The sequence below is a fragment of the Flavobacterium sp. genome (genome assembly GCF_017744675.1).
Classification (GTDB): domain Bacteria; phylum Bacteroidota; class Bacteroidia; order Flavobacteriales; family Flavobacteriaceae; genus Flavobacterium.
Genome location: NZ_JAGIAV010000004.1, coordinates 15,068 through 37,403, shown reverse-complemented (window position 1 = coordinate 37,403; position 22,336 = coordinate 15,068). Strand labels below are relative to the sequence as shown.

20 protein-coding genes and 1 pseudogene are annotated in these 22,336 nt (G+C 32.1%); 10 read left to right on the top strand and 11 right to left on the bottom strand.

Translation table 11 applies throughout. The annotated features are described in order from the left end of the window. The first annotated feature begins 6 nt into the window (after positions 1–6). The 4 genes from J7574_RS10400 (at position 7) to J7574_RS10385 (ending at position 4,514) form a co-directional block, all read left to right on the top strand. Positions 7–1,869, top strand: coding sequence for a M56 family metallopeptidase (locus tag J7574_RS10400; protein ID WP_290967757.1), 1,863 nt, complete (start codon positions 7–9; stop codon positions 1,867–1,869). An 80-nt stretch (positions 1,870–1,949) separates the two neighbouring features. Continuing rightward, positions 1,950–3,383 (top strand): serine hydrolase, encoded by a 1,434-nt coding sequence (locus tag J7574_RS10395; RefSeq protein ID WP_290967754.1) that lies wholly within the window; start codon positions 1,950–1,952, stop codon positions 3,381–3,383. 83 nt (positions 3,384–3,466) lie between these two features. Then, the gene (locus J7574_RS10390) at positions 3,467–3,610 is read left to right on the top strand and encodes a hypothetical protein (protein ID WP_008468909.1); all 144 of its coding nucleotides are present in this window, start codon (positions 3,467–3,469) and stop codon (positions 3,608–3,610) included. 58 nt (positions 3,611–3,668) lie between these two features. After that, complete coding sequence (locus J7574_RS10385) at positions 3,669–4,514, top strand: DMT family transporter (protein WP_290967749.1); 846 nt, start codon at positions 3,669–3,671, stop codon at positions 4,512–4,514. Positions 4,515–4,598: 84 nt separating this feature from the next. On the opposite strand, the gene J7574_RS10380 is transcribed toward J7574_RS10385, so the two are convergent. Further along, complete coding sequence (locus J7574_RS10380) at positions 4,599–5,153, bottom strand: fasciclin domain-containing protein (protein WP_290967747.1); 555 nt, start codon at positions 5,151–5,153, stop codon at positions 4,599–4,601. A gap of 213 nt (positions 5,154–5,366) precedes the next feature. Between J7574_RS10380 and J7574_RS10375 the strand changes: the two genes are divergently transcribed. Genes J7574_RS10375 through J7574_RS10365 form a run of 3 tightly spaced genes read left to right on the top strand, consistent with a single transcriptional unit; the run spans position 5,367 to position 6,982 of the window. Then, a complete protein-coding gene (locus J7574_RS10375; protein ID WP_290967745.1) occupies positions 5,367–5,888 on the top strand; it encodes a biopolymer transporter ExbD in 522 nt (173 codons plus the stop codon). A gap of 27 nt (positions 5,889–5,915) precedes the next feature. Further along, on the top strand, positions 5,916–6,443 hold the full coding sequence (locus J7574_RS10370; protein WP_290967743.1) for a biopolymer transporter ExbD: 528 nt from the start codon (positions 5,916–5,918) through the stop codon (positions 6,441–6,443). An 11-nt stretch (positions 6,444–6,454) separates the two neighbouring features. Further along, complete coding sequence (locus tag J7574_RS10365) at positions 6,455–6,982, top strand: biopolymer transporter ExbD (protein ID WP_290967741.1); 528 nt, start codon at positions 6,455–6,457, stop codon at positions 6,980–6,982. Positions 6,983–7,080: 98 nt separating this feature from the next. Here J7574_RS10365 and J7574_RS10360 read toward each other — a convergent pair whose 3' ends face one another. The 10 genes and pseudogenes from J7574_RS10360 to J7574_RS10315 form a co-directional block, all read right to left on the bottom strand. Next, entirely contained in the window at positions 7,081–9,531 is a 2,451-nt protein-coding gene (locus tag J7574_RS10360) for a T9SS type A sorting domain-containing protein (RefSeq protein WP_290967740.1), read from the bottom strand. Positions 9,532–9,654: 123 nt separating this feature from the next. Further along, positions 9,655–11,430, bottom strand: a complete 1,776-nt coding sequence (gene rpsA / locus J7574_RS10355) for a 30S ribosomal protein S1 (RefSeq protein WP_144212501.1) — start codon at positions 11,428–11,430, stop codon at positions 9,655–9,657. A gap of 376 nt (positions 11,431–11,806) precedes the next feature. After that, the gene (locus J7574_RS10350) at positions 11,807–12,133 is read right to left on the bottom strand and encodes a helix-turn-helix transcriptional regulator (RefSeq protein WP_290967736.1); all 327 of its coding nucleotides are present in this window, start codon (positions 12,131–12,133) and stop codon (positions 11,807–11,809) included. Positions 12,134–12,135: 2 nt separating this feature from the next. Then, positions 12,136–12,475 (bottom strand): annotated as a pseudogene (locus J7574_RS10345) (type II toxin-antitoxin system RelE/ParE family toxin). A 122-nt stretch (positions 12,476–12,597) separates the two neighbouring features. Then, a complete protein-coding gene (locus tag J7574_RS10340; RefSeq protein WP_290967734.1) occupies positions 12,598–13,974 on the bottom strand; it encodes a nucleoside permease in 1,377 nt (458 codons plus the stop codon). A 69-nt stretch (positions 13,975–14,043) separates the two neighbouring features. After that, positions 14,044–14,736 carry a (d)CMP kinase gene (cmk, locus tag J7574_RS10335; RefSeq protein ID WP_290967731.1) on the bottom strand — a complete coding sequence of 231 codons (693 nt, stop codon included), beginning with the start codon at positions 14,734–14,736 and terminating at the stop codon, positions 14,044–14,046. Positions 14,737–14,779: 43 nt separating this feature from the next. Continuing rightward, entirely contained in the window at positions 14,780–15,385 is a 606-nt protein-coding gene (locus tag J7574_RS10330) for a murein L,D-transpeptidase catalytic domain-containing protein (RefSeq protein ID WP_290967729.1), read from the bottom strand. A 71-nt stretch (positions 15,386–15,456) separates the two neighbouring features. Then, positions 15,457–16,476, bottom strand: a complete 1,020-nt coding sequence (gene porQ, locus J7574_RS10325) for a type IX secretion system protein PorQ (protein WP_290967726.1) — start codon at positions 16,474–16,476, stop codon at positions 15,457–15,459. A gap of 141 nt (positions 16,477–16,617) precedes the next feature. After that, on the bottom strand, positions 16,618–19,071 hold the full coding sequence (gene lon / locus J7574_RS10320) for an endopeptidase La (RefSeq protein ID WP_290967724.1): 2,454 nt from the start codon (positions 19,069–19,071) through the stop codon (positions 16,618–16,620). 260 nt (positions 19,072–19,331) lie between these two features. Next, positions 19,332–20,018 carry a hypothetical protein gene (locus tag J7574_RS10315; RefSeq protein ID WP_290967721.1) on the bottom strand — a complete coding sequence of 229 codons (687 nt, stop codon included), beginning with the start codon at positions 20,016–20,018 and terminating at the stop codon, positions 19,332–19,334. A gap of 164 nt (positions 20,019–20,182) precedes the next feature. On the opposite strand from J7574_RS10315, the gene J7574_RS10310 reads away from it, so the two are divergent. The 3 genes from J7574_RS10310 to J7574_RS10300 are packed head-to-tail and all read left to right on the top strand — an operon-like array spanning position 20,183 to position 22,327. Then, on the top strand, positions 20,183–20,737 hold the full coding sequence (locus J7574_RS10310; protein WP_290967719.1) for a sigma-70 family RNA polymerase sigma factor: 555 nt from the start codon (positions 20,183–20,185) through the stop codon (positions 20,735–20,737). Positions 20,738–20,751: 14 nt separating this feature from the next. Further along, the gene (locus J7574_RS10305; RefSeq protein WP_290967716.1) at positions 20,752–21,285 is read left to right on the top strand and encodes an anti-sigma factor; all 534 of its coding nucleotides are present in this window, start codon (positions 20,752–20,754) and stop codon (positions 21,283–21,285) included. Next, complete coding sequence (locus tag J7574_RS10300; RefSeq protein WP_290967714.1) at positions 21,269–22,327, top strand: hypothetical protein; 1,059 nt, start codon at positions 21,269–21,271, stop codon at positions 22,325–22,327. Before J7574_RS10305 ends, J7574_RS10300 begins: the two co-directional genes overlap by 17 nt. Positions 22,328–22,336: the final 9 nt, after the last annotated feature.

The following is a 22,336-nucleotide window of genomic DNA, read 5'->3' as shown; positions in this document are numbered from 1 at the left end:
ATAGTTATGGAAGCACTTTTCATTTTTATCCTAAAATCAAGCGGATTGTTGGCAATGTTTTATTTTGCTTACATTTTTTTACTTCGCAAAGAGACTTTTTTCAACAGCAGCCGCTGGTTTTTAATTGCGGGATTAATCACTTCTGTAGTGCTGCCTTTTGTAGTGTACACAAAAGTGATTTGGGTAGAAGCACCACCTGCTCCTGCTTCAGATCCGATAATTACAACTACGACAGCTAATTTAGAGAGTATTCCAACTTCAAATTATGATGTTGCAGCTTACAAAACTCACTATACACCTACAACTGTATCTGTTGTTGAAGAAGAAAATTTTGAAATCAATTGGAATTTAGTTTTGGTTGCAGTTTACGGAATTGGTTTCTTAGCTTTTATGATCAAATTCGCGCTTGATTTTTACAGTCTAAATGCTGTTTTGAAAGGAAAGAAAATTGAACAGCAAGAAGATTTTAAATTTATTGATGTTAATGAAAATATCGCTCCTTTTTCTTATTTCGATTACATTGTATACAACTCATCACTTTATACAGCAGCGGAATTAGAAAACATTTTGGAACACGAAAAAGTGCATAGTGACCAAAAACATACTGTAGATGTTTTGATTTCTAGAATTTTCTGTATCCTATTTTGGTTTAATCCAATTGTATGGCTTTATAAAAAAGCTATTTTACAAAACCTTGAATTTATTGCAGACAGGGAGGCTTCTAAAAAAATTGCCGACAAAAAAGCGTATCAATACACGCTTTTAAAAATAACAACACATGAAACTTGTGTTGCAATCACCAATCATTTTTATCAATCATTAATCAAAAAACGAATTGTCATGTTAAACAAAAATCAATCAAAGAAAAGAAACTACTGGAAATATTTGGCAGTGATTCCTGCTCTAGGCGCTTTTGTCCTTTTATTTCAAATAAAAACCATTGCTCAAGAAAAGAAACAAGCTGAAGTTGCTTCTATTCAAAGAGATACTATTAAAGATACCGAGGAAACCATCAAAATAACAAAAAACACTACTGACAAGGAATTAAATGAATTGCCAGGAAAATTAAAAACAAAGCACAATCTTGACGTCGAAATTTCGGATGTAAAAAGAAATACCAAAGAAGAATTGACTGCGATTCAAATTAAAGTAAAATCGGATTCTGGTAAAAAACAAACGATCAAAATTGATGGAGACCAAGCTATAAAAGATTGCGAATTGGCAATTGGAACTGATGAAAACGGTACAAAAGCGATTGTAATTAGTACCGATAGAAATGTAAAAATGCCAATGATCATTAGAAACGAAAGAGTTATCGTGCGTAATCCTGGAGATACTGATGTTGCGCCTCCTGCACCTCCAGCTCCACCAGTATTCCCTGCCGGACCAATGCCTCCTGTTCCAGCAATTGATATGTCAAAAATGCCAAAACCTCCTGTTGCTCCAAAAAATCCATCAGACAAAGTAGCAATGGCTAAATTTGAAAAAGACATGGAAGCTTTCGGGAAACATATGGAAGCATTTGAACCGCAAATGAAAGCTTACGAAAAACAGGTTGAAGCTATCATGTCGCAAAGAGCTGATGTATATGAAAAAGAAATGGAAAAGTATCAAATTGCGATGGAGAAATTCAGTGCTAACATGGAAAAGTTCAGTTATGATTTTAAGTTTGATTTTGATACTGATTCTAAAGATTACGAAAACAGCATGAAGCAATACGAGCAAGATATGAAGCAATATGAGCTTGATATGAAACAGCATGCAAAAGACATGAAACAACATGCAAAGGATATGAAACAGCATGAGAAAGACATGAAGCAGCATGAAAAAGATATGAAAGAAATGGAAAAGCAAAATAAGAAAGCTTAATAATAATATTTTGAAATATTAAAAACCAGTGCTAAAAACACTGGTTTTTCTATTTTACTCATCACTTAAAATCTACAATCATGAAGAAAAATATTTCACTTTTTGTTTTGTGCATCAGTTTCTCAATTTCAGCTCAAAAAAACACTGTAGAAAAAAGTATTTTCATTGCCATGGATAAAACTGCTTCTATTCTTTCCCAGAAATCAAAAGCCAATTCAATTTCTATAGGCGTTATCAAAAACGGAAAAACCTACACGAGACATTATGGTGAAATTGATAAAGGAAAAGAAAATATTGCCAACAACAATACTATTTTTGAGGTTGCCTCTATAACCAAATTATTTACTGGTTTACTAACGGCTCAAGCAGTTTTAGAAGGAAAATTAAATCCTGACGATGATATTAGAAAATACCTTACTGGTTCTTATCCGAACTTAGAATACAACGGAACACCAATTACAATTAAAGATTTGGTCTCTTTTAGGACAGGTTTTAGTAAAGATTTGCCAGATACTGACGAATTACGAAAAAATCGAAACGACAGCAGTTATTTAGCATTCAAAAAAGTAGACGAAACGTACAGCAGAGAAAAGTTTTTTGAAGATCTAAAAAGTATGAAATTAGATACTTTGCCTGGAACTAAATTCAAATACAGCAACGGAAGCCTTAATCTTACGGCTCATATCTTGGAAAATGTTTATCAAAAAAGCTATGAATCGCTTTTGAAAGAAAACATTTTTTCTAAACTCGATATGAAGTCCAGCGGAATCAATTTGAGTCCAAATATTGCTATTGCACATGGTTACAACTTAAAAGGAGTTTTAATGCCAACCATTTCAGACAATCTTTGGGGAGCCGCAGGAATGCTAAAATCTACTTTAGGTGACTTGACCAAATTTATTGCTTATGAACTAAATACAAAAAGTAAAATTGTTCAAGAATCGCAGCGAAATCTCTTAGATAGTCCAACAACATGGAACGGATATTTTTGGGACTATATCCAAGTTGATGAAAACGGAAAGAACTGCTGGAAGCATGGTGGCGCATTTGGAACCCAAAACATGCTTATAATTTATCCTGAACGCCAATTAGGAATTTCAATTATTGTTAATATCAGTGACGAAAATACAGGCAACGCATTAGGCGAAGCGATTGTAAGGCTTTCTAACGACTTATTGAGCGAAAACAAAAAGCAAACTGGTATTTATGGCTATAAAATTGTCGGAAATAATGTTGTCTTTACTTACGAACACGATAAAAATTTAAATCCTAGTTTAGTCAAAAGCGTCTCAATAGCTGGCTCGTTTGATGAATGGAATCCAAATGACCAAAACTATCAAATGATTCAGAAAAACAAAAATACATTTGAGCTATCTGTTCCTAAATCGAAATTTGAAAAAGACAAAACTTACCTTTTCAAGTTTGTAATCAATAAAACAGGCTGGATGGAAGCTCCTAAAAAGGTCATAAATCGTGAAAACGATAACAACGAAAATCTGATTCTCAGAATTTAAGATACTTTTACATTTTACTGCTCAAAAGACTTTGTTTCAAACACAAAGTCTTTTTTGTTTATCTTTGTCTAAACAAATATACCATGTATAAATTATTAGCTAAACTAAATAAACTACTTTTGCCGAGCTTTACCAAACAAGGTTTAGATATTTCGAAAGCAAAGAAATGGCAAATGGCAATTATTGGTTATCGTGCCTATGTTACCAAAAGAGCTTTAGGCAATTAATTAAGAATACATTTATTTATTCGACAGAAATATATTTTATAATTCTGTCTCATTTTTTATGAAAAACAGAGAAAGCGGTCTACCTCCTGTTCCAGCAGTATTATTAGCGATTATCAGCGTGCAATGTGGAGCTGCAATTGCAAAAACTTTATTTCCTGAAATTGGAGCAGCTGGCACAGCATCTATTCGTATTGGAGTTTCAGCTTTAATTTTAGCATTGGCTTATCGCCCTAATCCAAAAACCGTAACTGCGCAGCAATGGAAAATTGTAATTCCTTATGGTTTGGCTTTGGGCGCTATGAATTTGATTTTCTATTTTGCAATAGAAAGAATTCCAATTGGTTTAGCTGTTACTTTAGAATTTGTTGGGCCTTTAGTCTTGGCTATAGCAGGTTCAAAACGTTTGGTCGATTATTGTTGGGTTTTATTGGCTGCAATTGGCATTTTATTAATTGCTCCTTGGACAAATGATCGATTAGATCCTATTGGAATTTTATGTGCGCTTTTGGCAGGAGCTTTTTGGAGCGCTTATATTGTTTTAGGGGGCAAGATCTCTAAAATAATGAATGATGGTTATGCTGTTTCAACAGGAATGCTATTTGCCGCACTTTTAGTATTGCCATTTGGTTTTCTAGAAAACGGATTAAATCATCTTACTCCAAAATTATTCGGAATGGGCGTTGCTTTAGCCCTTTTGTCTAGTGCAATTCCGTTTACTTTAGAAATGAAAGCTTTAGGAAAACTTCCACCTCGCACTTTTAGCATTTTAATGAGCTTAGAGCCGGCAGCTGCATGCATTTGTGCTTTTATATTTCTTCATGAGAACTTAAGTTTCCACGAAATTCTTGCTGTTATTTGTGTTGTAATAGCTTCTGCGGGAAGTACGTTGACTGCTAAAAAATAATCTGAAGAATCTCAAAATAAAAATTCCAAATTCCAAGCTTAAATTGGAATTTGGAATTTTTAAAATTTGGAACTTCTATTATATTTAGTTTTTTGGAAGCAAAACAGCATCTACAACGTGAATCACTCCATTAGATTGATTAACATCAGCAATTGTAACTTTTGCTTTATTGCCATTTTCGTCAGTAATATACAAATCTTTACCTTTCATCCAAGCTGTTAATGTTCCGCCACTAACTGTTTTAAAAGATGCTTTCCCTTTACCTTCCTTAATTGCCTTTGCAATATCTGATGAATTTAATTTTCCGGCAACAACGTGGTAAGTCAGGATAGTTTGCAATTTCTTTTTGTTCTCTGGTTTCAATAAAGTTTCTACAGTACCTTTTGGCAATTTATCAAATGCCGCGTTTGTTGGAGCAAATACAGTAAACGGGCCAGCTCCTTTAAGCGTTTCAACTAAATCTGCCGCTTTTACTGCAGCGACCAAAGTGGTATGGTCTTTCGAATTGACAGCATTTTCAATAATGTTTTTATTCGGATACATTGCTGCACCACCAACCATTACTGTTTTTTGAGCATTTGATGTAAATGCAAATCCTAAAGCTAAAACTGCAAGAGCTAAAAATTTTCTAGTTTTCATGTTTAAATGATTTTAAGTTATAAGCTCATTTACGCAGATAAAATTGTTTTGGTTTTAAACTAAAAATATTTTCCTCCAAAAAACATTTGTTTGACATATCAATATTCAACAAAATCAAGACTTTAGAATATTATATTTTTTTGTAAAAATTTTAAAAATATTTAATCTTCGCTTCTGTTTTATTGTTAAATTTAAATACAAAAATCATCAATTATGAAAAATTTAGCTCAAAAAGTCAGAGATAAAAAATCAAATTCAGGAGTTGATTTAACTGCAATGGTAAGTATTTCTTTTTTACTAGTTGCGTTTTTTATGATTGCTAGCGAATTATCACTCCCTAAAAAGAACCTTTATTTACCCGAAAAATATGCGTGCATAGAAAATATTGGATGTGTCAAAGTCGGTCAGCTATTTACAATATTGTTAGATAAAAACGGAAAGGTAATTACTTATTCAGGCTTGTTAGAATTTCCGATGGAAAAACCAAAAGAATTTAAATTTCAAGAAAATGAAATAAGACAAGAAGTATTCCGCAAAAAGAAAGAAGTTCGCGATTATATGATTTCTGAAGGAAGACCAATGAGCGGAGTAGTCGTTATTATAAAACCGAGTAAACACTCAAACTATGGCAGTTTAGTAAATATAGTGGATGAAATGAAAATTGCTAAAATTGAAAACTATTCAATAGTTGACGATTTTACTGTAGAAGAATCAAAATTACTAGCCTCTAATTAATCGAAATTGTATCTAAATCAAAAGTGTATGAAAAACTTACCAAAGAAAGTCAGAAGCAAAAAACTAAGTTTAAGAGTAGACTTAACCGCAATGGTCAGTGTTTCATTTTTGTTGATTATATTTTTTATGGTTGTTGGGGAATTATCTAAGCCGAAACTTATGGAACTATATTCTGGAAGAGGAGGTTGCGGTCCTGAGCCTGAATGTAATAAATCTGACGAAAATATTGTTTTAACTTTATTACTTGATAAAAACGACAAAATAATAACTTACCATGGATTACTAGCATTTCCTATACAAGCCCCTAAAGAAGTTAATTATGGGAAAAATGGAATACGAAAAGAGCTAATGGAGAAAAATAAAAGGGTTTTAGAATATTCAGCAAGACTTGGCAAACCAGGAAGAGGAGTTACGGTCATTATAAAACCAACAGAAAAATCTAACTATGGAAATCTTGTTGATATATTAGATGAGATAAAAATGGCTAATATAAGCTCTTATGCAATTGTCCCTCAGTTTACACCAGAAGAATCAAAATTACTAACCTCAAATTAAATATAAAGTTTATGAAAAATTTACCTCAAAAAATCAGAAGCAAGAAGTTAAGTTCAAGAGTAGATTTAACTGCAATGGTGAGTGTTTCTTTTCTGCTGATTATATTTTTTATGATTACAATAGAATTGAGAAAATCTAAAGTTATGGATTTAAGTTTACCAGATTATGATGCCTACACCTGTGGATGGACAGGCGGTTGTGGAGAAAACATATCTTACACCATTTTACTTGGAGGAGACAACAAAATAGTATCTTATATGGGATTATTAGAAATACCAAAAGTTGCTCCGAAAAAGTTAGAATACGGAAAAGATGGAATCAGGAAAGAGCTTTCTAAGCAAAATAAAAATATGCTAGATTACTCTGCTCGATTAGGAAGACCAGGAAGAGGAATGGTGGTAATTATTAAACCTAGCAAAAAAAGCAATTTTAAAAATCTAGTTGACATTTTAGACGAGATGGCAATTGCAAAAATTGACACTTATGCTATTGTCAATGAATTTTCTCCCGAAGAATCAAAATTATTAGCTTCAAAGTAATTTCAACATACAATAAATAAAAAAAATCTTTGCGTCATTGTGTCTTCGCGGCAAAACTAACTAACAAAAAAGTCCCACATCTCTGTGGGACATTTTATTTAATTCTTAATGAATTTCATACTTGAGCTTCCTTTGTCTGATTTTACTTTTATAAAATAATTGCCAGTTCTAAGCTTTGAAATATCAATATTAGAAGTTGTTTTTGCGTTTGGAACTGCAATTACTAATTGACCTAAAATGTCATAAATTTCAAATGATTGTATCTCGATACTGTCGTTCTGCGAAATATTCAAAACTTGACTTGCTGGATTTGGATACAAATTCAAATATCTAGAGAAATTAAAATCCTCAGTTGATAAAACAGTTTTAAATGTCGAAGTCGCCTTATTAGTCAAAATCGGAAAATTATAATCAAAATAAATATTTGCGTCGTTAGTAAACGAATCTCCAACTACTAAAGTTGGTTTTGTCTTTATTTTAAAGGCTATATAACCATCATTGGTAGCATCATCAAAAGGCAGATTTATATTTTCGAATATAAATTCTACTTTATTTCCTTCTGAAATTTTAGTTACAAAAGAATGGCTCGAACTTGTTGGAATTAAAGTTGAAATATCAAATTTAGATAAATCAATCATATCTTTTACTACTATGTTTTGCGCTTGATAAGTTCCTGTATTTTCAAAACGAATCATATAATGTACATATTCACCAATTAAACTTGGTGTTATAACTGTTCCTTCTAAACAGGTTTTATCGTTTGGATCATAAGAACCTACCACAGTCTGATTTAGCGTAAAAGTATTATCAAAAGGCGTTTCATCCATATCTGGTGATGAAATTATGGCCGTAAATTTTAAAATATCTCCATTATTAACGGCTGGGATTTCTGTTGGTTTGTTTAATTTTAGCGTTAAAGTAATTTCTTTGCTTTCAAAAGGCCTTAAATTAATAAAATCCCAAGTAATCTGATCACCATTCTGATTACTCGTAGTTGTATTAGAAAACACATAATTTAGGATTTTACTATTAAAATTTAAATTAACAGATCCCGATTTTACTTTATTTCCTTTATTTTTAAATACAATTTTATATGTGGAATCAAAACCAGGTACAGCACTTGAAATTGGCAACAATGTAATTTCTAGGTCAGAATGATTACCCACAGATGTAAGGCAAAAGTTTTGTATAGATGGACTTGTCTGACTAGGAAAACTAACATTAAACTGACTAGGGGAAACTAAAAAGTAGCTTGGATTTTCAATTACAGGGACTACAGAATAATCACCTGGAGTTAGAGAAATAGAATAATTTCCAAAAAGATTTGAAATGAATTTTTCTGTAACATTTTTTGCAGATACAACTCTTAACTGAAAGTTAGGGTAACTAAAATCAGACAAATCGCATCCATTGTTATCACTATCAAATCTTGCATTCCCTTTCATTTCATAATTATCACCTCCGCTCAAAAACGAACAATAAGAGTTGACTACAATCTTACTTTTATCTCCAATATCTACCGCGTGATCTATTGCGTTTCCTATAAAAACGTCAAAATTTCTCTTTCCTTCTTCAATACAAACGTATTTTAAGTTTGGATTGTGATCTAAATTAACATTCCATCCCATTTCCAGTCCATTTTTGAAAAACAATGAAGTCAACTTATTATATGAACAATCAACTATATTGAGTTTAGTATTTGAAGAAATATCTAACGTAAGCAACTGGTTATTTCTACAATTTAAAGCAGACAACTTTTTTAGTTTGCTTAAGTCTAAGCTTTCAATTTTATTCTCGAGACAGTAAAGACCGTCAAGATTTGATAAATCTTGTAGATTAAGCGTTCTGATCAAATTTCTGCTAAAAGAAAGAATTTCAAGATTTATAAGTCCAGAAAAATCTATCGTTTCTATTTGATTATCATCAAAATATAGTTCTTTTAATTTTGATAAATTAGAAACTTTAAGTGATTTTAATTCATTATTAGTACAAATAATTCTTTCAAGTTCTGTTAAATTTGTAAAATCATATGAAGTAAATTTATTATATGCGCCATTTATTTCTTTTAGTTTAGATAATCCACTATAATTAAATGATGAAAGGTTTAAATTATTTGTGAAAGCTAAATTTTCAAGATTAGATAATCCGTGTATTTCAAGTGAAAGTAGTTCTTTGTTCTTGTCGCAGGTAAATTTAATAAGATTTGGAAGGTCTCTTAGATTTATACTAGTCATTTTACTTTCTTTTATTGTCAAATTTTTCAATGATTTGAAATTTGAAATACCTTCAATAGATAAAAAATCTGTAGATGCTAAATACAAAGAAGTAATATTTGAAATTTCACTCATTTCAATTTCTCCATCATTATTCGCATCAATTTTAATATAATTACCATTATCATCACTTGCTATAGTAGCTCCATAACTTGTAAGTAATAACCACCATTTAAATTTAGGATCAGGAAAATTAATTATTTGAGATTGTAAATGATTAAAAAAGCATAAAGCTATAAGCAAAAAGTAAAGTTTCTTCATAAGTGGTATTTTCATACAAAAATAACTTTTTGAGGTAATAACACAACTTTATTTGTTAAAACTTCTTAAAATATAAAAATATAAAACAAAAAAAGTCCCACATCGCTGTGGGACTCTCTTTTTATAGGAATCTAAGAATTATTTTTTCTCAGTTTTTTCCATTTTAGCTTTTAAAGCAGCTAATACATCATTGTTATCTCCTAAAGTCGCAGCTGGTGCGTTAGTAGATGCAGATGTAGTAGTTTCAGCAGCAGCTTTCACGTTTTTCTCTTCTTCTTCTCTGAAGATAGCAGTGTGAGAAGCAACTACTCTTTTGAATTCTTTGTTGAATTCAATTACTTTGAAATCAGCTGTATCACCTTTTTTCAATTTCTTTCCGTCTTCTTTTTCAAGGTGACGAGTAGGAATGAAAGCAACGATATCATCTCCGAATTCTACAGTAGCTCCTTTGTCAACGATTTCAGAAATCTCACCATTGTGGATAGTTCCTACAGCGAAAGAATCTTCGTATTGATCCCAAGGATTAGCAGTAGTTTGTTTGTGACCTAAAGATAATTTACGTCCTTCAACATCTAATTCTAATACAACAACATCAAGTTTTTCACCAACGTTTACAAACTCAGATGGGTGTTTAATTTTCTTAGTCCAAGATAAGTCAGAGATGTAGATTAATCCATCAATTCCTTCTTCTAATTCTACGAAAATACCAAAGTTTGTGAAGTTTCTAACGATACCTGTATGTTTAGAACCTACTGGGTATTTAGAAGTAATGTCAGTCCATGGATCTTGAGTCAATTGTTTGATACCTAATGACATCTTACGATCGTCTCTGTCTAGAGTTAAGATAACTGCTTCAACAACGTCTCCAACTTTCACGAAGTCCTGAGCAGAACGTAAGTGAGTTGACCATGACATTTCAGAAACGTGAATTAAACCTTCAACACCTTCAGCAACTTCGATAAATGCACCGTAATCAGCGATTACAACTACTTTACCTTTAACTTTATCACCAACAGTTAAGTTAGCATCTAAAGCATCCCATGGGTGAGCGTTTAATTGTTTCAATCCTAATTGAATTCTTGTTTTCTCATCATCGAAATCAAGGATTACAACGTTTAATTTTTGGTCTAATTCAAGAACTTCACTTGGGTGGTTGATTCTACTCCAAGAAAGGTCAGTAATGTGAATTAATCCGTCAACACCACCTAAGTCAATGAACACACCATAAGAAGTAATGTTTTTAACAACACCTTCTAATACTTGTCCTTTTTGTAATTGACCGATGATCTCTTTTTTCTGTACTTCAATATCAGCCTCGATAAGAGCTTTATGAGATACAACAACGTTTTTGAATTCGTGGTTGATTTTTACCACTTTGAATTCCATCATTTTGTTTACATATACATCGTAGTCTCTAATTGGCTTAACGTCAATTTGAGATCCAGGTAAGAACGCTTCGATTCCGAATACGTCAACAATCATACCTCCTTTAGTTCTACATTTAACAAAACCGTTAACGATTTCTCCAGTTTCATTAGCTGCAATAACTCTATCCCAAGATTTGATAGTACGTGCTTTTCTGTGAGATAATACTAATTGACCTGTTTTATCCTCACGGATGTCGATTAATACTTCTACTTTGTCACCTACTTTTAAGTTTGGGTTGTAACGGAATTCGTTTAAAGAAATAACACCTTCAGATTTAGCATTGATATCAACGATAACGTCTCTATCTGTAATTCTAACTACAACTCCTTCAACTACTTCTTCTTGATCTGTAGCGATGAAAGTTTTAGATACTAGTTCTTCAAACTCTTGCAAGTTTTTCTCATCAACTGCATCGATTCCTTCTTGGAAGTTGTGCCAGTTAAAATTTGCTAAAAACTCTTCTTGTGATTTTAATTGTTCAGACATGCTGATAAAAAAATTTGTATTCTGTTTTTCTCGAGTTTCTCTATGCGATAGAAAATACAGAAGTTGTTTTACATAAATGGTTGATTCCTAATGGAAACTCTTCTCTGCCAAAAGGACTGCAAAATTAATACATTTTTCTGAATTAACAAAACAAAACCGATATGATTATCAATATGATAAATTAGAAGCCAGAGAATTTCGATTTTTAAAGAACTTTAGTCCCGCTATCCGTTACAATCTTTTATGGTGAACCCCACCATAAAAGGATTTCCACTTCTATCGGGGCTATCTTAGAAAGTTTTGTTTTTCATAAGACCTTAAAAACGAAACCCGACAGGTTTAAAATATCTGTCAGGTTTACTATGTGTAACTATCTTTACGAAACTTGCAGGCTCTGATTTTCAATTTTAACATTAAAACTTATCTCTGCTTTTAATGCTTTAAAAACTTTTATAACCGTATCTATTGTTGCACTATTGGCACTACTCTCCAATTTTGAAATTTGTGATTTTTTCACTCCTATTAATTCCCCAAGCTGATTCTGAGTCAGATTTCTTTCTTTCCTAGCAGTTTTAATCATTCTACCCAGTAACTCCATATTAAGTTCATATTCATACTGATCTCTTTCAGGAGTTCCAATTTTCCCAATAACTTCATCTTTCATTTCAGTAAGCGAATACATCTTCATTTCTTTCTTTGCCATAACTAATCTATTTTATTTTCAAAGTATTTCATTCTAATTTTGTTAGCTTTTTCAATTTCATTTCCAGCGACTTTATGAACCTTTTTTATGAAGCCATGAGTTGCAATAACCAAAGTTTGCTTGTTATTAGTTTTATCCCAAAAAGCCAAAAGCCTAATTTGAATCCTAGCATATCTAATTCTAAATTCCCAAATATTATCATTAAGCTTCTTAAACAATCTCGGATCTTGCTTTTTTTTCCGCTAAATCAATATTATACAAAATCTTTTCGCTAATTTTTTTATCTAGCTTTAATATAAATTCTCGTGCTTCCTCCAAAAATTTAGTTTCAAAATGTTTCATTCAATTTGCACATAACAAAAATACCACAAAAGTTTCTATAAATAGAAACTTTTGTGGTATTTTAAATTTTAGTTTATTTTACTTCTTCAACCTTTGAACGTCAAAAAAGATCAAATATTATTTTAATGACTCAAATTCTCAATCTCCTTCGGATCATGTTTATGTTTAAACAAAACAGCAAAAGCAATTGCAATTACTAAAGCATAAGCTGCGAAAGACAACCAGATTGTATGCCAATCTTTCATTAAAACAGGATTTGTGAATATTCCGTCAGTAGAAATTGAATTCCCTTGGCTTTTTACAAATTCTACCATTTTCTCATTACTAGCATCGGTTTGCAAAAATCCAGCTAATTCAGTTGTACTATGAAACGATTTTGTAAAGAATCTATCTATTGCCCAACCAGAAGTTAAACTTCCTAAAACCGCTCCTACTCCATTGGTCATCATCATAAACAAACCTTGCGCAGAAGAACGAATTTTAGAATCAGTATTGCTCTCTACGAATAAAGAACCAGAAATATTAAAGAAATCAAATGCCATTCCGTAAACGATACAAGACAAAATAATCATCCACAAACCATTTATAGGATCTCCAAAAGCGAATAATCCGAAACGAAGCACCCACGCCAGCATACTAATCAACATCACTTGTTTGATTCCAAAACGTCTTAAGAAAAACGGAATCGCCAAAATAAATAATGTTTCAGAAACCTGAGAAATCGACATAATAATAGTCGAATATTTAATTACGAATGAATCTGCATATTTTGGAAAGTGTTTAAACTCATCTAAGAATACATCTCCGTAAGCATTTGTCAGTTGAAGCGCTCCTCCTAAGAACATAGAAAATACAAAAAACAAAGCCATTTTGTAGTTTCCAAATAATTTGAAAGATTCAAGACCGAAAGTTTCTGTCCAAGTTGCATTTTCTTTAATCAAACGTTGCGGCTCACATTTTGGCAGAGTAAAAGCATAAATTCCAAGAATTAGAGCGCCAACTCCAGCAATATAAAACTGATATTCAGTTGCTTTACTTCCACTTAAATTCGTAATCCACATGGCCACAATAAAACCAATTGTTCCCCAAACACGAATTGGCGGAAAATCTTTTACAATGTTTTTATTATTTAATTTAAGCGAAGTATAAGATATTGAATTACTTAAAGCGATTGTTGGCATATAACAGCACATTGCTAAAAGCATTACAATAATAAAAGTGTCTGGTGTAGTTACTTGTGCAATTCCGAATAAAACTGCTGCATAAAGAATATGGAGCGCACCGTATAATTTTTCGGCATTAATCCATCTGTCAGCAATAATACCTGTAAGTGTAGGCATAAAAAGAGAAGCGATTCCCATGGTTCCGAAAACTAGTCCGAATTGAGTTCCTTCCCAGTTTTTTGTACCAAACCAATAATTTCCAATTGTTATAAGCCAGGCTCCCCAAACAAAAAATTGAAGAAAGCTCATTAAAATCAATCTGTTTTTAATCCCCATATGATAAAAATTGTTCTTTAGTAAAAATGAAGCGGTAAAACTACCATTTAAAATAATATCTGCAAAAAATTATGCTGTTTTAACAACATCATTCACTAATTCTAGAACTGCAGCAAATTGTTCCTCTTTATTTAAGTAAGAATTATCAATCTCAATTGCATCATCGGCAATTACCAAAGGAGAATCTTCACGATGCGTGTCCATATAATCTCTTTCCATCACATTTTTCAAAACTTCTTCATAAGAAACATTATCGCCTTTTTGCTGCAACTCATCAAAACGTCTTTGAGCACGCGTTTCTGCACTTGCAGTCATAAAGATTTTCAATTCAGCATTCGGGAAAACCACAGTTCCAATATCTCTTCCATCCATTACAATCGCTTTGTTGGTTCCCATTTCCTGCTGTTGTTCTACCAGTTTAGCACGAACTTCAGAAACTGCTGCGACTTTACTAACAAAATTAGAAACTTCGATTGTTCTAATTTGTTTCTCCACATTCTCACCGTTCAAATACATTTCAGCAAAACCCAAGTCTGAATTAAACCTAAATTCTAATTTAATATCAGACAATGCTTCAATCAAAGCTTCTTTCTTAAAAAAATCAGTTCCTATCAGATTATGCTGCATAGCAAAATAAGCTACGGCGCGGTACATCGCCCCCGTATCTACATAAACATATTCCAATTCTTTTGCCAATTGTTTTGCAAGAGTGCTTTTACCTGTAGATGAAAATCCGTCGATAGCAATGGTAATTTTTTTCAATTTTTTATTTTTAAATTTTTATTCTTTTAATGACAATTGGTTTTTAATAATAAATACTCATTAAAATATCCGATTCAGAACTATCAATTAATCGCGATATTCTATCAAAGTATTTTTTATTAACCATAGGACAGCCAAAACTATTGCAAATGTAGCCATCTTTCTCTTCATATGGAACATCATAATAGTAATGAAAAACAATATCTCGTTTAAAAGCATTACTATTGGTTGTATCTAATCCATACAACTTATATGCTTTGCCAAACTTTCCGTAATAATGCTTTCCGATATAATATTTCCCTAACGAAGTACTTAATGAATTGGGAACGTTGCTAAAACGAAGTTTTCCTTTAATTCCAGTTTCAGAACCAGAACCGTGAGCAACCAAACCTTTATCGATAATTTTATTTGCTTTTAAATCATAAACGAAAAAGCGATTCTCTCCTGAGCGAATCTTCATATCAATAAAAAAAGCAATTTTATTATTGTATTGATGATTTTTACTGATCAGCTTTTTCACATCAGCAATTTGAGATTCAATTCTTTTATTTTCAGAAGACAATGAAGCAATTTCTTTACCATCAGATAACAGCAAATACCCCACAAAAAATGCGAGAATAAAAAGGAATACGATAATTACTTTTTTCATTGATATTATGTGATTGAGAAAAACTTTTATTATTGAAAACTAAATTATTCGACAATAAAAGTTTAATGTACTTACTGAAAGTTTAAAGTTAGACCAAAAAGACTCGTATTGGCTGCCAATGTATATCTAGAATAGGAATAGTTAAACTTCAGTTTATTCATCTTTAAGCCAAAACCTAATGAGACTCCAGAGAAGTTGCGCTGCTCTTCCACTCTTAGTTCTTCTCCTCTTCTAAAATTATATCCTATACGCAAATTGAATGCTCTTTTTGGAAAAAATTCCACACCAAAAGCCACATGCCTTAAAGCATTGTTTACAAAAGAAACTTTCTCTGGACTTGTAGATCCGTCAATGTTGGTTTCTCCACGAACAGGATTCGAAAAAGAAATATTCCATTGCTGCAGGTTTTCTACTGAAAGATGCCAGCGAATGGGTACATGTTCTAATTCCTGTGAAATACCTGCCACAATTTCGAACGGAAGATTTTCTTTAATCCCTGAATATGTCGTAAACTGTGTTCCCATGTTTCTAAATACAAGGGCAAAATTTAAATCGTTTTTTTCATTCACATATAAAAATCCGACATCGACCGCACCGCCTATCGAATTATAGCTCTCTAATGAAGACGTTATCAATTTAGCACTTGCACCAATATAAAAATCGGTAAATGGAACATTGTAGGCATATCCAAACGATAATGCCCCTTCACTTCCTGTAAAATTTGAAGTTGCCTGACCGTTTTCGTCATATCCTTCAAATGTACCGTAATTCACATAAGTTACTCCAGCATAAAAAGTCTGGACATGCCTATCGTAAGTATAAGCATACGACGCTGTTCCATAAGAGGCTTCACCGTAATAACTTCCGTAATTTAATGCCAAATGATTGTCCATGTCTGCATTTATAAGAGCAGGATTTGACATGGCTTGATTAACGTCATCGTCATATATCGTGATCACATCTCCTCCCAATGCAGCTTGTCTTGGCGAAGTGGTTAAGTTTAAAAATTGATAAGTGTAGCGCCCTCCAACTTGTCCGAAAGAATGCGAACAAATTAAGATTATAAAAAATAAAACCACTTTTTTAAGCATTTGTTTTTGGCGCACCTAATGGGAATAACGCAAATGCAAATATAAAATTATATAACACTAAAAGTGAAATACAATAAAAAAATTCCAAACCCCAATAAGAAAATTGGAATTTGGAATTTTATAATTTGAAGTTTTTAAAACTTATTTCAGCTCCTTAGCGTTTTTAACTTTCTGATCTGTTAATGCTACTGCTAGAACTTCGCTCATTTCTTTCACATAATGAAAACTCAAGCCTTCTAAATATTCTGCTTTAATTTCATCAATATCGCTTTTGTTTTCGTGGCAAAGAATAATTTCTTTAATTCCGGCTCTTTTTGCCGCTAAGATTTTTTCTTTGATACCGCCCACTGGCAATACTTTTCCGCGAAGCGTGATTTCACCCGTCATAGCAAGGCTTTTCTTCACTTTTTTCTGCGTTAAAAGAGAAACCAAAGAGGTAAGCATCGCAATACCAGCACTTGGTCCGTCTTTTGGAGTTGCTCCTTCTGGCACGTGCAAGTGAATATTGTATTTCTGGAAAAGCTCTGTGCTAATACCTAATTTCTTAGCATTTGCTTTAATATATTCTAATGCAATTGTTGCAGATTCTTTCATTACAGTTCCAAGATTTCCTGTAATGCTCAATGATCCTTTTCCTTCAGAAATCAAAGATTCGATAAATAAAATATCTCCACCAACACTTGTCCAAGCCAAACCTGTTACTACACCAGCAACATCGTTGTTTTCGTATTTATCGCGCTCTAATCTTGGCACTCCCAAAATTGCTACAATATCTTCATCAGTAACTTTTTTGTTATACTCCTCTTCCATTGCAACAGATTTTGCTGCATTTCTAATTACCTGAGCAATTTTAGTTTCTAAGTTACGAACACCAGATTCTCTTGTATAACCTTCAATGATTTTTTCTAATTGCTTTTTGCCAATAGTCAAATCTTTTGCCGTTAGACCGTGCGCTTCTAGTTGTTTTGGAAATAAATGTCTTTTGGCAATTTCAACCTTTTCTTCGATTGTATACCCTGACATTTTGATTACTTCCATTCTGTCACGCAAAGCAGGTTGAATTGCCGCCATATTGTTTGATGTTGCAATAAACATCACTTTAGATAAATCATAACCCATCTCAAGGAAATTATCATAAAAAGCATTGTTTTGCTCTGGATCTAAAACTTCTAATAAAGCTGAAGACGGATCACCGCTATTTCCATTTGACAATTTATCGATCTCATCCAAAATAAATACTGGATTTGATGTCCCTGCCTTTTTCAAACTCTGAATAATACGTCCTGGCATTGCTCCAATATAGGTTTTTCTATGACCGCGAATCTCCGCTTCGTCACGTAAACCACCTAAAGAAATACGAACATATTCTCTTCCTAAAGCTTCAGCCACAGAACGACCAATTGAAGTTTTACCAACTCCTGGAGGCCCTGTTAAACATATAATTGGTGATTTCATGTCATTTCGCAATTTTAAAACTGCCAAATGCTCAATCATTCTTTTCTTCACTTCATCAAGTCCAAAATGATCTTTATCTAAGACTTTCTGTGCATGCTTTAAATCGAATTTATCTTTAGAATATTCGCCCCAAGGCAATTCTAAAAACAATTCTAAATAATTTCTTTGAATTCCAAAATCAGGAGACTGCGGATTCATGCGACGCATTTTTGACAATTCTTTTTCGAAATGTTTCTGCGTTTTTTCGTCCCATTTTTTGGTTTTAGCCTTCTGCCCCATTTCGTCCATTTCCTCTTCTTGCGAAACGCCGCCCAATTCTTCTTGAATGGTTTTCATTTGCTGGTGAAGGAAATATTCTCTTTGCTGCTGGTCTAAATCAAAACGAACTTTTGACTGAATATCGTTCTTCAACTCTAATTTTTGAAGTTCAACATTCATATAACGTAACGTTTCTAAAGCGCGTTCTTTCAATCCGTTTATCGATAAAAGGCCTTGTTTTTCTTTTACAGATAAATTCATATTAGAAGAAACAAAATTGATCAAGAACGATTGGCTTTCAATGTTTTTGATTGCAAATGTTGCCTCAGAAGGAATATTTGGACTTTCTTTTATAATTTGGATAGCTAATTCTTTTACTGAATCTAGAATCGCAGTAAACTCAGAATCATTTTCATCTGGACGCTCTTCCGCAACTTCTTTAATAGTCGCTGTCATGTATGGTTCTTCTAAAACTACTTCGTCAATTTCGAAGCGTTTTTTTCCTTGAAGGATAACCGTTACATTTCCGTCAGGCATTTTTAGCACACGTAAAATACGCGCTACCGTTCCTATTTTATGAATATCATCTTTCGACGGATCTTCGTCTTCTTCATTAATTTGAGAAACTACACCAATGATTTTTCCGCCTGCATTGGCATCATTAATTAGTTTAATAGACTTATCTCTCCCAGCAGAAATTGGAATAACAACTCCAGGAAACAAAACAGTATTACGTAATGGTAAAATTGGAAGCGAAATAGGAAGTTCTTCGTTATTCATTTCCTCTTCGTCTTCTGGCGTCAACAATGGAATTAATTCTGCCTCTGAGTCAAATTCTTGAAGTGACAGATTGTCAATAGTAAGTATTTTATGGTTTGACATAATAAAATATAAGTCGTTTTGTCATTAATTTTTCTGTGCTATCTGTAAAAAGAGTATTGCTTATTGAAGTTTTTACTGAAAACAAGTTCTGTTTTTCAATTACAAGATAGGGCATAAAAATAGACAATCATTATGCCAAAACAAATTTAAAGCTTAAATAATTCTAATTAACTAACTTTAAAATACAATCGATTGTAAAGTTTAAAAAATAAAAAACCCGAAAAAGAATTTTCGGGTTTTTAAACATTTTATTTCTGATATTATTTCAAAGAGTAAGAAACAAGTTCTGAAGTAGTCCCTGACGATTCTAATTTTACAATTCCAACATCTTTTGCAATCCAGTAAAACGTATCAGACGAAGAACTTTGCCCTTGAGTGCTAGCCTCAAGATGTAGTTTAAACTTAATCACATTATTATAAGTAACCTCTTTCACTTTTATGCTTGTGCCTTTTTCTAAAATAGTTCCTGTATAGTTTACGTTCATTTTAAGAGCAGGAAAATTAGGTATGTTAAAAACCGTTTCTTGAGAATAACTTCCGGTCCAAGTTTGATTTACATCTAAATAATCTTTAAAAAGAATAAATTCATAACCTGTCATTTTACCAGTTATTCCTTCAGAACTGTAATTAAGTTCATCCATAACGATGTAATAATCTCCTTTTACTTTTTTTAGCGAAGCACCAGCTGTTGCAGAAACTCCGTCAGTTGCTCCAAATAGCTGATTAAATTTATAATAGGTATTACCATCTTTATCAGATGAACTTTGAATTTTCACTGTGCTTTCAGAACCATCTTGATTGAAAACCCATTGATTGCCCACTTTAGAAGGCCAATAATCTCCTGTTGATTCTCCGACACCCTCGTCAGAGCTATCATTGCTACACGATGTTAGCATAAATCCTGTCATAACAAACAGAATTGCAAAGCATTTGTTTAATTTTCTCATGATTATTTTTGTTTTTGGTATTGAAATTTTATGTGAAATTATAATAATGAATGTATTATACCTTACGACATTACGTAAAATCAAAAAATATTTTTTATTTTTTTTATCAAAACTGTAACAAACAAAAAAAAGTGCCGTCCTTATAAAAAACCAAAAGCCACTACTTGAATAGAAACAACCAAAATATCGAAGAACTAATTGCGCTTTGCAAAAACAAAAATCAAAAAGCGCAATTTGAAATATACAATCGCTATTGTAAAGCGATGTATAACGTGGCTTTTCGTATTGTAAAAGATGAACATTTTGCACAAGACGTCATGCAGGAAGGATTCTTAAAAGCTTTTACAAAAATCAATGACTATAAACAAGAGGTGGCTTTTGGTGCATGGTTAAAAAAAATAATCATCAATTGTAGTATCGATTTCTACAAGAAAAATAACTCTTTTCAAATCGAAGATTTAAGTAAACAGCTTTATAAAATTGAAGAAAATGACGGAATTATTTCTGACAATATTGACTTAAACTCTTTAAGGGTAAAACAGGTTTTGGATGCCATTCTGCAGCTGAAAGATAATTACAGAATGGTACTCACGCTTTTTTACATTGAAGGTTACGATCAAGAGGAAATCTGCGAAATTTTGAATATCACATACGCAAATTGCAGAACAACTTTGAGCAGAGCCAAAGACAGTTTGAGAAAAAACTTGGAAGAAATATAAAATGAATTGGAATTATGAAAAATGAAAAAGACAATTTAGACGAATTATTCAACAGATTTGAAAACCAATGGGATATTCAGGAATTAAATTCTGACCATCAAATGGATTTTCTGCAAAAACTTAACAAAAAAGAGCCTAAGAAAAAGTATTGGTTTGCAACTGCTATTGCCGCCTCGATCGTATTAATGCTTGGGATATCTCTTTTTTATAAGAATGAAAAACCTAAAGAATTCAAATTTGCCTCGAAAGAAACTAAGCGTACTGATTCTATTTTCAATATTCTAATTGACAACGAACTGGTTAAACTTAAAGAGAAAAACTCACCAGAAAATCAGCAGATTATTGATGATGCGATGAAACAGATGAAAACTTTTGACGCTGATTATCAAAAAATCATAAATGAACTGCAAAAAAATGGTGAAAACAAGCAAATTATTTATGCCATGATTAATAACCTCCAAACCCGCATTTCTTTTTTGCAAACTGTTTTGAAAAGAATAGAAGACAACGAAAAACTAAAAAACAACTCTAATGAAAAAACACTATAACTTACTTATCTTATTTCTTTTGATACCTTTATTAGGATTTTCAAATGATGACACTTATGTTACCAAACAAAAAAATATTAAAAAAACATACATCGTAAACTCCAATGCTGGGATTGATGTTGATAATAAATTCGGAAATATTACTGTTACCACTTGGGACGAAGATAAAATTGATCTAGATATTACTATAAAAGTAAATGGGCCAAATGAAAATTGGGTAAACGAACGATTAAATAGTATAGATGTCGATATTACAGCGCTTAAAGGATTGGTTTCTGCTGTAACGAAACTTGGAAATTCTAATGTTAAAAGCAAAGGAAGCAACAACAGTTTTGAGATCAATTATGTGATTAAAATTCCAAAAAATGGATCTATCAAACTGGTTAATAAATACGGAAATATTTCTGTTCCAAATGCCGAATCTTCTACGGATATAGACTGCAAATACGGAAAAGTGTCTTTAGGAAAATTAAACGGTTCTAGCAATCAAATCTCCATTCAATATTGCCAAAATTCAAGCATAGAATATATAAAAGCAGGAAATATTGATGCTAAATATTCTAATCTTAAGATTAATGATTCTGGTAATTTAAATCTAAGTGCCAACTATACCGATGTTAATCTTAATGATGGGCAAAATATTAAAGCCGATTGCAACTACGGAACATTTAAATTTCAAAAAATCAATTCTTTGAGCGGTTCAGGAAATTACTTAACTTTTATTATTGGAGAAATCTCAAGCAACTTTAGCTACGATACCAATTACAGCAAAATTAGCATTGGAACGGTGACTGAAAAAGCTGGAAATATTACAATAAACTCTGGATATACTGATATTTCAATTGGTTACGTACCAAATTATGCTTTCGACTTTGATATTTCTGCAAGATATTCAAACATTAAACATGATAATTCTTTAGAAATTTCTGTTTCTGAAGTAAAAAGCAATAACAAAAGAATTGCAGGTTTCTACAAGAGAAAAGGCCAGAATAAAATCAATATTAATTCCAATTATGGAAATATTTCACTAACAAAAAATTAATCATCTTAA